This window comes from Phenylobacterium sp. LjRoot97 (assembly GCF_964254345.1).
Classification (GTDB): Bacteria; Pseudomonadota; Alphaproteobacteria; order Caulobacterales; family Caulobacteraceae; genus Phenylobacterium.
Genome location: NZ_CAXUTH020000001.1, coordinates 2,831,971 through 2,845,206, shown reverse-complemented (window position 1 = coordinate 2,845,206; position 13,236 = coordinate 2,831,971). Strand labels below are relative to the sequence as shown.

General features: G+C 69.6%; 12 protein-coding genes. 10 read left to right on the top strand and 2 right to left on the bottom strand.

All coding sequences use genetic code 11. The features are described from left to right. Positions 1 to 15 precede the first annotated feature (15 nt). Positions 16 to 1,431 (top strand): UDP-N-acetylmuramoyl-L-alanine--D-glutamate ligase, encoded by a 1,416-nt coding sequence (gene murD / locus ACSQ2H_RS14140; RefSeq protein WP_436062027.1) that lies wholly within the window; start codon positions 16 to 18, stop codon positions 1,429 to 1,431. Here the strand turns inward: murD and ACSQ2H_RS14135 are convergent. Further along, positions 1,428 to 2,318, bottom strand: a complete 891-nt coding sequence (locus ACSQ2H_RS14135; protein ID WP_436062026.1) for a class I SAM-dependent methyltransferase — start codon at positions 2,316 to 2,318, stop codon at positions 1,428 to 1,430. The two genes, murD and ACSQ2H_RS14135, sit on opposite strands and share 4 nt — an antisense overlap. Positions 2,319 to 2,412: 94 nt before the next feature. On the opposite strand from ACSQ2H_RS14135, the gene ftsW reads away from it, so the two are divergent. From ftsW to ACSQ2H_RS14110, 5 genes are read left to right on the top strand one after another with little or no spacing between them, the layout of a single operon-like run. Beyond that, complete coding sequence (gene ftsW, locus ACSQ2H_RS14130) at positions 2,413 to 3,597, top strand: putative lipid II flippase FtsW (protein WP_436062025.1); 1,185 nt, start codon at positions 2,413 to 2,415, stop codon at positions 3,595 to 3,597. 9 nt (positions 3,598 to 3,606) lie between these two features. Continuing rightward, entirely contained in the window at positions 3,607 to 4,704 is a 1,098-nt protein-coding gene (gene murG / locus ACSQ2H_RS14125; RefSeq protein WP_436062024.1) for an undecaprenyldiphospho-muramoylpentapeptide beta-N-acetylglucosaminyltransferase, read from the top strand. Then, complete coding sequence (murC, locus tag ACSQ2H_RS14120) at positions 4,701 to 6,113, top strand: UDP-N-acetylmuramate--L-alanine ligase (protein WP_436062023.1); 1,413 nt, start codon at positions 4,701 to 4,703, stop codon at positions 6,111 to 6,113. Before murG ends, murC begins: the two co-directional genes overlap by 4 nt. Next, positions 6,110 to 7,018, top strand: a complete 909-nt coding sequence (gene murB, locus ACSQ2H_RS14115; protein ID WP_436062022.1) for a UDP-N-acetylmuramate dehydrogenase — start codon at positions 6,110 to 6,112, stop codon at positions 7,016 to 7,018. The genes murC and murB overlap by 4 nt, the downstream gene beginning before the upstream one ends. A gap of 4 nt (positions 7,019 to 7,022) precedes the next feature. Beyond that, entirely contained in the window at positions 7,023 to 7,571 is a 549-nt protein-coding gene (locus ACSQ2H_RS14110; RefSeq protein ID WP_436062021.1) for a histidine phosphatase family protein, read from the top strand. On the opposite strand, the gene ACSQ2H_RS14105 is transcribed toward ACSQ2H_RS14110, so the two are convergent. Then, positions 7,568 to 8,344, bottom strand: coding sequence for a THxN family PEP-CTERM protein (locus tag ACSQ2H_RS14105; RefSeq protein WP_436062020.1), 777 nt, complete (start codon positions 8,342 to 8,344; stop codon positions 7,568 to 7,570). The genes ACSQ2H_RS14110 and ACSQ2H_RS14105 overlap by 4 nt on opposite strands. 320 nt (positions 8,345 to 8,664) lie before the next feature. Here ACSQ2H_RS14105 and ACSQ2H_RS14100 point away from each other — a divergent pair, with 320 nt between their 5' ends. Genes ACSQ2H_RS14100 through ftsA form a run of 4 tightly spaced genes read left to right on the top strand, consistent with a single transcriptional unit; the run spans position 8,665 to position 13,217 of the window. Next, positions 8,665 to 10,041 (top strand): M20/M25/M40 family metallo-hydrolase, encoded by a 1,377-nt coding sequence (locus ACSQ2H_RS14100; RefSeq protein WP_436062019.1) that lies wholly within the window; start codon positions 8,665 to 8,667, stop codon positions 10,039 to 10,041. Further along, the gene (locus ACSQ2H_RS14095; protein ID WP_436062018.1) at positions 10,038 to 11,003 is read left to right on the top strand and encodes a D-alanine--D-alanine ligase; all 966 of its coding nucleotides are present in this window, start codon (positions 10,038 to 10,040) and stop codon (positions 11,001 to 11,003) included. Before ACSQ2H_RS14100 ends, ACSQ2H_RS14095 begins: the two co-directional genes overlap by 4 nt. Continuing rightward, positions 10,951 to 11,865, top strand: coding sequence for a cell division protein FtsQ/DivIB (locus ACSQ2H_RS14090; RefSeq protein ID WP_436062017.1), 915 nt, complete (start codon positions 10,951 to 10,953; stop codon positions 11,863 to 11,865). Before ACSQ2H_RS14095 ends, ACSQ2H_RS14090 begins: the two co-directional genes overlap by 53 nt. A gap of 23 nt (positions 11,866 to 11,888) precedes the next feature. Continuing rightward, positions 11,889 to 13,217: a cell division protein FtsA gene (ftsA, locus tag ACSQ2H_RS14085; RefSeq protein ID WP_436062016.1), complete on the top strand. Its 1,329-nt coding sequence runs from the start codon at positions 11,889 to 11,891 to the stop codon at positions 13,215 to 13,217. Positions 13,218 to 13,236 lie beyond the last annotated feature (19 nt).

The window sequence follows — 13,236 nt, the reverse complement described above, 5'->3', positions numbered from 1 at the left end:
AGGGCTGGCAGTCTCATGATCCCGGTCCGCGGCTTCGAAGGCAGGACGGTCGCCGTGTTCGGCCTGGCCCGCACAGGGCTGACGGCTGCGCGCGCGCTGATCCTGGGCGGCGCCAAGGTCGTGGTCTGGGACGAGAAGCCCGAGAGCCGCGCGGCCGCGGAGGCCGAGGGCCTGGAGTTGCTGGACCTGTCGAGCGCCGACTGGTCGCAGTTCGCCGCCCTGATGCTGTCGCCGGGCGTGCCGCTTACTCATCCCAAGCCGCATTGGACAGTCGAGAAGGCCAAGGCCGCGGGCGTCGAGATCCTGGGCGACATCGAGCTCTTCGCCCGCACCGTGAACGCTGCGCCGGAACACAAGCGCCCGAAGATCGTCGCCATCACCGGCACCAACGGCAAGTCCACGACCACGGCGCTGATCGGCCACATCTGCGCCGCCGCTGGGCGCGACGTGCGGGTCGGCGGCAATATCGGCCAGGGCGTGCTGGGCCTGGAGGACATGCACGGCGGGGCGGTCTACGTGCTGGAGCTGAGCTCCTACCAGCTGGACCTCACCTCGAGCCTGAAGCCCGACGTGGCGCTGCTGCTCAACGTCTCGCCCGACCACCTCGACCGCCACGGCGGAATGGAAGGGTATGTGGCGGCCAAGCGCCGTATCCTGCTGAACCAGGGCAAGGGCGACACCGCTGTGATCGGCGTCGACGACCCATGGGGCCAGCGGATCTGCACCGAGATCACCGCCGCCAACCGCCGCACCATCGTGCCGATCTCGGCCTCCAAGGCCATGGGCCGCGGGGTCTACGCACTGCAGGGCCTGCTCTACGACGCCACCGGCGAGCGTGCGGTGGAAGTCGCCGACCTGCTGCGGGCCCGTTCGCTGCCCGGCCGCCACAACTGGCAGAACGCAGCGGCCGCCTACGCCGCTGTGCGCGGCCTTGGCCTGACCTCGCAGGAGGCGGCCGACGGCCTGATGAGCTTCCCGGGCCTGGCGCACCGGATGGAGACGGTCGGCGCGGTCGGCAAGGTGCGGTTCGTCAACGACAGCAAGGCGACCAACGCCGACGCGGCGCGCCAGGCGATGTCGAGCTACCCCAAGTTCTACTGGATCGCCGGCGGCGTGCCGAAGGCTGGCGGCATCGACAGCCTGGCCGACCTCTTCCCGCGCATCGAGAAGGCTTACCTGATCGGCGAGGCCGAGGAGGCGTTCGCTGCGACGCTTGAGGGCAAGGTCAAGCTCGCCCGCTGCCGGACGCTGCCGGCGGCTGTTGCGGCGGCCTACGCAGATGCTTCGGCCTCGGGCCAGGACGCCGTCGTGCTGCTCTCGCCCGCGTGCGCCTCGTTCGACCAGTTCGCTGATTTCGAAGCGCGCGGCGAGGCGTTCCGCCAGGCGGTGCTGGGGTTGGAGCGGCCCGTCGCGAAAGGCGCGCGCGCCTAAGCCCGCGCGCTCACCAGCCAGCAACCGGCGACCATCGGCACGACGCCGTCGACCGCTTCGGTTTCCAGCGCCGTTTCCACAGCCTCACGCACCTTGGTTCGGGTTCCTTCGTCGGCCTCCCGCAGAGCCGCGGCGACCGGACCCATGCGCAAGCTCAACGTGACCAGGTCGGCCAGCGAGATCGGGGTCGGCGCGTCGAGCCGGGTGATGTCGATGTCGCTCCAGCCGCTGCGGCTCAGGATGCCGCGCACCCGCTCGGGATCGGCGAAGGCGAAACGGCCGGGCGCGAGCGGGTCGGCCGGCGGCGAAGGCGGCAGGAACGGCGCGGCGGCGCGGCCGGGAATGACCGCCATCGGGTTGTCCGCCGGGCTGCGCCAGCAGGCGAAGACGAGTTCGGCCCCCGGCTTCAGGCCGCTGCGGATGTTGGTGAAGGCGGCGTCGAAGTCGCTGAAGAACATCACCCCGAACCGCGACATCGCCGCATCGAACTGTGCGCCGCCGAAGTCGTAAGTCTGGGCGTCCGCCTGGACGAACTGCGCGCCCGGGGCTTGCTGGGCCGAGGCGATCTCGATCAGCGGCTGGGAGATGTCGACGCCGAGGCTGAGCCCCTCGGGACCGAGCCGCCTGGCCATGGCCAGGGTGGTCGCGCCCGCGCCGCAGCCGATGTCCAGCACCCGCTTGCCCGCGCCCGGAAAGGCGCGTTCGACCAGGGCCTCCTCGATCGGCCGATGGAGGGTGTCCATCATGTCCTGCAGGTCGACCCAGGCCTGGCCGCCGGTCTTGTTCCAGTAGGCGGCCTGATCGGTCGGGGCGGAGGGGGCCTGGGGCATCGGGGCGTCCTTCTTCGGCTGGGCGGCGATGTCGCCCGTGCTCGCGAGAGATTTCAAGTCGCAGGGCCGTGAGACCGCCTCTTGGTTAAGATATTTTAAGCATGCCGCGGGCATCAAAGGGATACGGGCCGCTGCGCCCGCGGAGACCTCCATGAGCCACATCCATCGCCCTCAGCAGGCCCACGCCTTTGCGCGGAGCGATCGCTCGTCGGTCGGGATCTGGTGGTGGACGACGGACCGCTGGATGCTGGGGGCGGTGGCCGCCCTGATCGCCATCGGCGTGATGATGTCCTTCGCCGCCAGTCCGGCGGCCGCGGCGCGGATGAACGTCGGCGATCCCTTCCACTTCGCGGTGCGCCAGTGCGTGTTCGCGGTGACCGGCGCGGCGATCCTGATCGGGGTGTCGATGCTGGATGCCAAGGGGATCAGACGCGCCGCGTTCTTCATCTATCTGGTCGCCATCGCGATCATGCTGATCCTCCCGTTCCTCGGCCATACGGCCAAGGGCGCGACGCGCTGGGTGCAGCTTGGCGGCTTCACCCTGCAGCCGTCGGAGTTCATGAAGCCGGCGCTGATCGTGCTTGTCTCGTGGATGTTCTCGGAGGGCCAGAAGGGGCAGGGGGTGCCGGGGGTCTCGATCGCCTTCGGCCTCTATTTCCTGTCGGTGGGGCTGCTGCTGATCCAGCCGGATGTCGGCCAGACGGTGCTGATCACCATCGCCTTCGGAGCCGCGTTCTGGATGGCTGGGGTGCCGCTGTCCTGGGTCATGCTGCTGGGCGGCGTGGCGGTGACAGGCCTCAGCTCGACCTACTTCCTGTTCCCGCACGTGGCCAGCCGCGTGGACCGCTTCCTCAGTCCTGACCGCGCCGACACCCACCAGGTCGACCGCGCCGCCGAGGCCATCGCCGCCGGCGGCTTCTTCGGCCGTGGGCCGGGCGAGGGCGTCATGAAGCGCCACGTGCCCGACCTGCACACCGACTTCATCTATTCGGTCGGCGCCGAGGAGTACGGTCTGATCTTCTCGCTGCTGTTGATCGTGCTTTTGGGCTTCATCGTCACCCGCGGCCTCTATCGCGCCATGAAGCTGACCGATCCCTTCGAGCAGGTCGCTGCGGCGGGACTGTTCGTCCTGGTCGGGCAGCAGGCCTTCATCAATGTGGCGGTGAACCTGAACATGATCCCGACCAAGGGCATGACCCTTCCGTTCATTTCGTACGGCGGCTCGTCGATGTGGGCGATCTGTCTGACCTTCGGCATGGCGCTTGCGCTGACTCGCCGTCGACCGGGCGCCTATTCCCAAGGCGAGGGCCTCGCCAAGGCCGGCGCGTTCGCCTAAAGGCTCGTGATGCGCAAGATCGCTGTCGTCGCCGCCGGTGGAACCGGTGGCCATCTGTTTCCCGCACAGGCTCTGGCTGAGGCGCTGATCGCCCGTGGATGGCGCATCGTGCTGGCCTCGGACGAGCGCGCCGCCGCGTTCGCCGAGAGCTTCCCGGCCGAGGAGCGCATCGGGCTGTCGGCCCGCACCTTCCAGCGCGGCGACGTGGTCGGCATGGCCCAGGCCGGCATCGCGATCGTGCGCGGCGTCATGCAGGCCCGCAACGCCTTCACCCGCATCGATCCGGCCGTGGTGGTCGGCTTTGGCGGCTATCCCTCGGTGCCGGGCCTGCTGGCCGGCATCACACAGGGCCGTCCGACGCTGCTGCACGAACAGAACGCGGTGATGGGCCGCGCCAATCGCCGGTTGGCCGGACACGTGCGCGCCGTCGCCTGCGCGTTCCCGGTGCTCCAGAAGGCGCCGGGCCGCGTCGCCGAGAACGCAGTCGTGGTCGGCAATCCGATCCGGCCCGACATCAGGGCGCTGGCCGACTATCCCTACACGCCGCCAAGCGCCGACGGCCCGATCCGCCTCCTCATCACCGGCGGCAGCCAGGGCGCGCGCCTGCTCTCCGAGCTGATGCCCGAGGCGATCAAGAAGCTGCCCGAGGACCTGCGCCACCGGCTGGACGTCCAGCAGCAGACCCGCAAGGAGTCGATGGACAACGCGCGGCGCATCTACGCCGATGCGATGGTCAAGGCCGAGATCGCTCCGTTCTTCCGCGACATGGCCACCCGTCTGCGCGACGCCCACCTGGTGATCGGCCGCTCCGGGGCCGGAACGGTCTGCGAGTTCGCCGTGGCCGGGAAGCCGGCGATCCTGGTGCCGCTGGCCATCGCCCTGGACGACGACCAGGGCCAGAACGCCCGGGTCATGGCCGAGGCCGGCGGCGCGGAGGTGGCGCGTGAGAGCCAGCTGACCGTCGATACCATGGCGGGCGCGCTGCAGAAGCTGCTGACCAATCCGGACCGCCTGGCGCGCATGGCCGCCGGCGCGCGCTCCATCGCCAAGCCTGATGCAGCCGAACGCCTGGCCGACCTGGTCGAGAGAACCGCCGTCCAAAAATGAACAAGCGCCCCGTCCCCTTCGCCCTCGGCCCCGTGCACTTCATCGGCATCGGCGGCATCGGCATGAGCGGCATCGCCGAGATCATGCTGCGCATCGGCTACACGGTGCAGGGCTCCGACGCCAAGGCCAGCGCCAACACCGAACGGCTGGAGAAGCTGGGCGCGAAGGTGTTCATCGGCCAGGGCGCGGCCAATGTCGAAGGCGCGTCGGCGATCGTCTATTCGACCGCGATCAAGGCCGACAATCCCGAGATGGTCGCCGCCCGCGAGAGGCGCCTGCCGCTGGTCCATCGCGGCGAGATGCTCGCCGAGCTGACGCGCCTGCAATACTCGGTCTCGGTCGGCGGGACGCACGGCAAGACCACCACGACCTCGATGGTCGCCGCGCTGCTGGACGCCGGCGGCAAGGACCCGACGGTGATCAACGGCGGCATCATCAACGCCTACGGCACCAACGCCAAGGTGGGCGAGGGCGACTGGATGGTGGTCGAGGCCGACGAGAGCGACGGCACCTTCCTGAAGCTGAAGTCGACCTGCGCCATCGTCACCAACATCGACCCCGAGCACCTGGACCACTACGGCGACTTCGAGGCCGTGAAGAAGGCCTTCCAGGACTTCGTGGAGAACGTACCGTTCTACGGCTTCGCGGCCGTCTGCACCGACCATCCGGAAGTCCAGGCGATGGCGGCGCGAGTGCAGAACCGCCGGGTCATCGCCTATGGGACCAACCCGCAGGCCGAGGTGCGGGCCGAGAAGATCAGCATGGGGCCGGACGGCTCGCGCTTCGACGCGGTGTTCGCCCCGCAGGACGGGCCGGTCACCCGGCTGGAAAACCTGCACCTCCCGATGGCCGGCCAGCACAACGTGCTGAACGCCACCGCGGCGATCGCGGTCGCGCGCGAATTGGGCGTCTCGGACGACGACATCCGCAAGGGCCTGGCCGGGTTCGGCGGGGTCAAGCGCCGGTTCACCACCACGGGCGTGGCGGGCGGCGTGCGCATCATCGACGACTACGGCCACCACCCGGTCGAGATCGCCTCGGTGCTGAAGGCCGCGCGCGCCGTGACCGAGGGCCGCGTCGTCGCCGTCGTCCAGCCGCACCGCTATACGCGCCTGCACGACCTGTTCGACGAGTTCTGCGGCTGCTTCAACGACGCCGACACCGTGATCGTGGCCGACGTCTATACCGCTGGCGAGAGCCCAATCGCCGGCGCCGACCGCGACGGTCTGGTCGAGGGCCTGCGCCGCTTCGGTCATCGTCGGGCGCTGGCGCTGGAAAGCCCGGCCGAACTCGCGCGGATCGTGCACGAGGAGGCCAAGTCCGGCGACCTGGTGGTCTGCTTGGGCGCTGGCGACATTACGGTCTGGGCGCACGCGCTGCCCGGGCAGCTTGAGGCGTTGAACGGATGAGTTGGCGAGACAACCTGCCTGAGGTCCGCGGGCGTCTGCTGCGCGACGAGCCGCTCGGCCCGTTCACCTGGTTTCGCGTCGGCGGCGCGGCGCAAGTGCTGTTCCTGCCGGCGGATGAGGCCGATCTGAGCGACTTCCTGGCGGCGCTGCCGGCGGAGGTTCCGGTGACGGTGCTGGGCGTCGGATCGAACGTCATCGTTCGTGACGGCGGCGTCGAAGGCGTCGTCATCCGCCTGGCCGGCAAGGCTTTCGCCGAAATCTCGATCGACGAGGAAGAGGGCTGGGTCATCGCCGACGCCGGCGCGCTGGACGCCATGGTCGCCAAGGCGGCGGCCAAGGCCGGACTGGCGGGCCTTGAATTCTACGCGGGCATCCCCGGCACGATCGGCGGCGCGCTGACCATGAACGCGGGCTGCTACGGCAGCGAAACCAAGGACGTGCTGGTCTCGGCCTGGGGATTCGACCGCAGCGGCGAGATCGTCAGCTATTCGCTCGAGGACTTCGGCTACACCTATCGCCACAGCACCGTGCCGCCCGGCGAGGTGATCTGGATGCAGGCGGTGTTCCAGGGCCGCCCTGACGAGCCGGCCGTGGTCGCGGCGCGCATGGCGGAAATCACCGCGCGGCGTGAGACCACCCAGCCTATCCGCGAGAAGACCGGCGGCTCGACCTTCAAGAACCCGACCGGGCACTCGTCCTGGAAGTTGGTCGACGAGGCCGGTTGGCGCGGCAAGCCCTTCGGCGGCGCGATGTTCTCGCCGCTGCATTCGAACTTCATGATCAACACCGGCGAGGCTACGGCGGCCGACCTCGAGGGGCTGGGCGAGGCGGTGCGCGCCGACGTCAAGGCCAAGACCGGCGTCGAGCTGGAGTGGGAGATCAAGCGGATCGGCCGGACGGCCTGAACGCTTGCTGATCCTGGTCAAACATGGCGCGCCGCGCCTGGAGCCCGGGACGCCGCCCTCGCAATGGAGCCTCGCCCCGGAAGGGTGCGAGCAGGCCGCGCGGATCGCCCTCAAGCTGGCGGCGTTCGCGCCAACTGCGGTCGTGTCGAGCCTGGAGCCCAAGGCGATTGAGACCGCGGCCGTGATCGCGGCCGCGTTCGGCGTCGCCGCCGGGCGCGACGCTGGGCTGGGCGAGCAGCGCAATGACGAGGGACCGTTCACCGATTCCGCCAGCTTCCAAGCCGCCGTCGCACAGATGTTCGCCCGGCCGCGGGAGGTGACGATGGGCGAGGAGAGCGCGGACGAGGCGCACGCGCGCTTTTCCGGGGCGCTCGATCGGCAGATCGCCGCGCATCCGTCGCAATCGCTGATCGTGGTGACCCACGGGCGGGTGATGAGCCTTTGGGCCAGCCGTCGGTTCGGCTTCGATCCAATGCCGTTCTGGAGCGGCCTGAACCTGGGCGCGGCGCTTGTGGTTTCGCCTGGCGCTGACTGGCGGCTGATCGACCCTTAGGTCTTCGGCGACGTCGCCAGGATGTTGCGACGGCGTCCGACGCGCACGGCGGCCCCGGCGAAGCCAAAGCCGACGATCATCATCGCCCAATTGGTCGGCTCGGGAACCGCGGCTGAGACCAGGCGCAGCTGGGCGCGCAGATTGGCCGAGCCGCTCTCCTTTTCGCGGGTCCAGAACTCTTCGACCGGATTGCCGTCATGGACGAGGCCCGAGATGTCGAGCGCGTAGTAGGCGCCGCCGATCTTCACGAGCTCAGCCGCCTTGAGCAGAGTCGCGCGAGTCCGGTCGGCGCAGCCGTAGAGGTTGCTGGCGTCGCGCTCGCGCTCGCCATTGCCGCAGACGCCGTTCACGCCGGGCGCATTGTTCGGCGTTTCCCAATGGTCGAAGCCGTAGACGAAGTTGCGCACGCCCTGATTGACGCCGTCGACGATCACCGACGTGGAGATCGACAGCGCAATGCCGGTGATCGCGCCGCCGCTGATCTTGGCGTTGTTGTGCGTGAACGTCCCGATGGTGAAGGGCTGGGCGTCGCCTAGCGAGACGCCGACCCCGGACGCGCCGGCGAAGACATAGCTGCTTTTGGCCAGGGCCGAGCCCCAGGCGGCGTGCGCCTCGTCCGTGCCGTTACCCGTGTAGACGACCTTGGCGCCCACAGGATCGGACCACGTGCCGACAAAGTCGTTGAACAGAATATTGGCCGCAGAAGCGGGAGCGGCGGTCGCGCCCAGCGCCAATAGCGCTGCGGCGGCGACCCCGATGGAGCACGCCTTCATCTGGAACCTCTTCACGACCCGAGCTGGTCACGCCGAACCCGACGACCTTGGTTAATCGGTAGCGGCGTTACGTCGCATTTACAAGCGGGAATAGAGATTGTCGGGGATTCACCCGAGTAGAAGCTTGGCCGTAAGCGGCGTTTGTCTGCTTTTGCCGGCAAGTATTCGCTGAGTACTACACTTGTAAGGGTAGTTAACGCGATCCGAGGTTGCGTACCGCGCTCCCGACCTTGCGACGGTCGTCGCGCCCACCTGCGACCAAGGCGTCGGCGGACGGCCTGCGCCTTGACAGGACTCCCGGCGAAAGGCACCCGCGGCTCATGCGCATTGCTTTGTTTGCGGCCGTCGCCGCCACCTTGGTTTCGGCCAACGCCGCCTCCGCTGCCGATCTCGCCGCCACCGCCGTGGCGCTTCGAGACCGGGCTCTTACGGACACGACCGCCTGGGACGTGACGGAGTCGCTGACCACCGAGGTCGGCGCCCGACCGCAAGGCTCGCCCGGCATGGATCGCGCCCGCGACTGGGGCGTGGCCAAGCTGAAGGCGCTGGGCTTCGAGAACGTCCACGTCGAGACCTTCCAGACAGAGTCCTGGTTGCGCGGCCCTGAGTCCGCCGAGGTCGTCGCGCCGTTCCCCCAGAAGCTGCAAATCCTCGGCCTCGGCCGTTCGGCCGCCACGCCGGCTGGGGGGCTGGAGGCCGAGATCGCGTTGTTCAGAAGTTATGATGAGATGCTGGCCCAGCCGCCCGGCGCGCTGAAGGGCAAGATCGCCGTGGTCACCGAGCCGATGCGCCGCACCCAGGATATCCGCGGCTACGCGGGCGCCGTGCGCGCCCGTTCGGGCGGCGTCGAGGCGGCCAAGCGCGGGGCGCTCGCCTATCTGGTGCGTTCGATCTCGACAGACGACACGCGGTTGCCGCATGGCGGCGGCGCGGCGATGTCGGGCATTCCGATGGCGGCGCTGTCGCCGCCCGACGCCGAGCTGCTGGAGCGCATGGTCACGCGCGGCAAGCCTGTGCGGATCAAGCTGGCCATGGCTTCGACCTATCGCGCCAAGGCTCCGGCCTACAACGTGGTCGGCGAAATCCGCGGTCGCGAGAAGCCGCAGGAGGTCATCGTGATCGGCGGCCATCTGGATTCCTGGGACGCCGGCACCGGCGCGGTGGACGACGCGGCCGGCATCGGGATCACCACGGCGGCGGCCAAACTGATCTCGGATCTGCCGCAGCGTCCGCGCCGCACGGTGCGCGTGGTGATGTGGGGCGCCGAGGAGCAGGGCGGTTCGGGCGGCGCCTACGCCGACGCCAACAAGGCCGAGGTCCCGAACATGATCGTCGCCGGCGAGAGCGACCTCGGCGCGGGCGAGATCTTCAACGCCAAGCTTCCCGCGGGCAGTCGCGGGCATCCCGCCATGCAGGCCTTCGCGGCGGCGGTGAACCCGCTGCGGGTGATCATCTCGCGCGACCCGGCCGAGGACGGCGGCGCGGATGTCGCGGGGCTGAAGCGGCTTGGGACGCCGGTCGTCGAACTGCAGCAGGACGCCGGCCGCTACTTCGACCTGCACCATTCGGCGGACGACACCCTCGACAAGGTCGATCCCAAGGAGCTCGCCCAGAACGTGGCCGTCTGGGCCGCCTTCGTTTACACAGTCGCCGACAGCGATATCGACTTCCGCCAGACTGCGAGCGTGAGCCAGTGAGCCTTCCCCTATCCGGACACCACGTCGCCCTGTTGCTGGGCGGCCTTTCTTCCGAGCGCGAGGTCAGCCTGTCGTCGGGCAAGGAGTGCGGCGCCGCGCTCGAACGCCTGGGGGCCAAGGTCAGCTATGTCGACGCCGGCCGTGACCTGGCCCAGGCGCTGACCGCCCTGAAGCCCGACGTGGTCTTCAACGCCCTGCACGGGGAGTGGGGCGAGGACGGTTGCGTCCAGGGCATTCTGGAGACGTTGCAGGTTCCCTACACGCACTCCGGCGTCCTGGCCTCGGCCCTGGCGATGGACAAGGCCAAGGCGAAGGCGGTGATGGCCGCGGCGGGGGTGACCGTGCCGGGCGGCGGGCTGTTCAACCGCCACGTCGCGGCGGCCGACCACGTGATGGCGCCGCCCTATGTGATCAAGCCGAACGCCGAGGGATCGTCAGTCGGGGTGTTCATCGTCCGCGAGGGCGCGAATCGCCCGCCGCAGGAACTTGTCTCGCCGCAATGGACCTTCGGCGAGGAGGTGATGATCGAACCCTATATCCGCGGCCGGGAATTGGCCGTCGCGGTCATGGACGGCAAGGCTTTGAGCGTTACCGACATCATCCCGCAGACCGAATTTTACGATTACGAAGCCAAGTACGCTGCGGGCGGTTCCGTGCATGTCGTACCGGCCGAAATTCCGAAGCATGCCTTTGAAAAGGCGTTGGAATTGTCGGAGCTGGCGCACGCCGCTCTTGGTTGCCGGGGAGTTACCCGGTCCGATCTTCGTTATGACGACATTAACGACATTCTGGTCCTTCTGGAGGTCAACACCCAGCCCGGCATGACGCCTACCTCGCTCGCGCCCGAGCAGGCGGCTCACAAGGGGGTGGATTTCGACCGTCTAGTGCTTTGGATCACGGAGGATGCGTATGCCCGCGGCAGTGCGGGGGGAGTCGCGAGCAGAAGCGAAACCCCGGGCTAAATCGCCCGCTAGCTCCAAGTCCGCCCCCCGCGCCAGAAAGCCGGGGGCGGCGTACGCGCCCGGCAAGCTGGGCGCCGCCCGCGGCGTCGGGCTGTCGCCCTGGCATGCGCTGATCGCGGCCGCGGGCGTGGTCACCATCGCGCTGACCGTGACCATGATGACCGGCCACCGCGGCGAGAAGCTGGGCGCCTCGATGGGCTCGGCGGTCGGCGGGCAGTTCGCGGGCCTCGGCTTCAAGCTGAAGGCTATCCACGTCGAGGGCGCGTCCGAAATGGCGGCCGCCGACATCCTGCGCGCCGCAGCGGTCTACCAGGACGAGCCGGTCGTCGGCATGGACCTCGAGGCGATCCGCCAGCGGGTCGAGGCCGTGGGCTGGGTCAAGGAGGCGCGCGTCGTGCGCCTGCTGCCCGACACCCTGGTGCTGGCCGTGGTCGAGCGTCGCCAACTGGCGGTCTGGCAGAACGGTGGCCGCAGCTACGTCATCGACGAGACCGGCCGGGTGATCCCGGAGGCCGATCCCGGCCGCTTCGCGACCCTGCCGCTGATCGTCGGCGTCGGAGCCAACGAGGCGGCCGCGGCGATCCTGCCGGAAGTCGCGGCTCGGCCGCGGCTGGCCGAGCGGACCGAGGCGCTGGTGCGCGTCGACGGTCGTCGCTGGGACCTGAGAATGAAGGACGGCTCGCTGGTGCAACTGCCGGCGGTCGACGAGGGCGCGGCCCTGATCCAGCTCGAACAGCTCGATCAGCGTTCGCGCATTCTGGAACTGGGCTTCGAGCGGATCGACCTGCGCGATCCGACCGTGGTGGCCGTGCGCCCGCGCGACGGCGTGCTGCCGGGCCAACTGGTCGCCAACGGCGCGTGAGACTGAAGGAAGGACGTACGGACTTGTCGACCCGGGTTGAGGAACGCAAGGAAAGCCGCGAGGGCCTGAAGGCCGCGCTCAGCCGCCAGCCTGTGGTGGCGGCCGTGGATCTTGGCGCGTCCAAGGTCACCTGCTTCATCATGAAGCCGGACGGCGTGCGCCGCGGCGACCGCACCCTGACTGCGGCCGGCGTCGGCTACGTGCAGTCGCGCGGCGTGCGGGGCGGGGCGATCATCAATCTCGATGAGGCCTCCGACGCGATCGCGCAGGCGGTCGAGCGGGCCGAGAACGTCGCCGGCGTGCAGGTTCAAGGCGTCACGGTCGCAACCGCCGGCGGCCAGCTGACCAGCCACCGCATCGCGGGACGCGTCTCGCTCGGCGCCCGCCCGATCAATGACGGCGACCTCGTCCGCGCCATCCAGCAGGCGCTGGGCCAGATCAAGATCCCGGGCCGCCGCGCGGCTCATATCCTGCCGGTCGCCTGGAGCGTCGACGGCCAGGTCGCCATCCGCGATCCGCGCGCCATGTTCGGACGCTCGCTGGGCGTCGAACTGCTCGTCGTCACGGTCAGCGAGGCCGTCTACCAGACCCTCGGCGCCTGCGTCGAACGCGCTCACCTGCAATTCGAAGGGGTGGTCGCCGCGCCGTTCGCCTCGGCGCTCGCCGCGCTTGAAGAAGACGAGATGGATCTCGGCGCGGTCTGCATCGACATGGGCGGGGGATCGACCTCGGCCGCGGTGTTCGCCGGCGGCAGCCTGATCCATGTCGAAACTCTGCCGGTCGGCGGCAGCCACGTCACCGCCGACATCGCCCGCGGCCTGTCGACCTCGGTCGCTGGCGCCGAACGCATCAAGACCCTGCACGGCTCGGCGATCGCCTCGGCCAACGAAGACCGCGAGATGATCGAAGCGCCGCCCCGCGGCGACGATCCGGGCGCCGGGCCGGTGATCGCGCCGCGCTCGCTGCTCAAGGGGATCATCGCCCCGCGCGTGGAAGAAACCCTCGAACTGCTCCGCGATCGCCTGAAGGCGTCGGGCGCTCCGGTCGAGGCCGGCGCCGGCCTCGTCCTCACCGGCGGCGCCAGCCAGCTGGCCGGCGTCCGCGAAGTCGCCGTGCGGGTGTTCGACCGTCCCGTGCGCCTCGGCCGTCCGCGCCGGGTGCCGCATCTGGCGGACGCCGCCTCCGGGCCGGCGTTCTGCGCCGCCGCCGGCGTGCTGCAGCGCGCCGCGTTCGGCCCGCGCGAGGCGGTCTCGGCCAAAACCCTGGCGAGCGCCAAGCTGCGCCGCGAGCCGCTCGACCCCCGCGCCAATCCGGTCGCCAAGGCCGCCGCCTGGCTGCGGGAAAATCTCTAGGCGGCGCGATTCAAGCTTC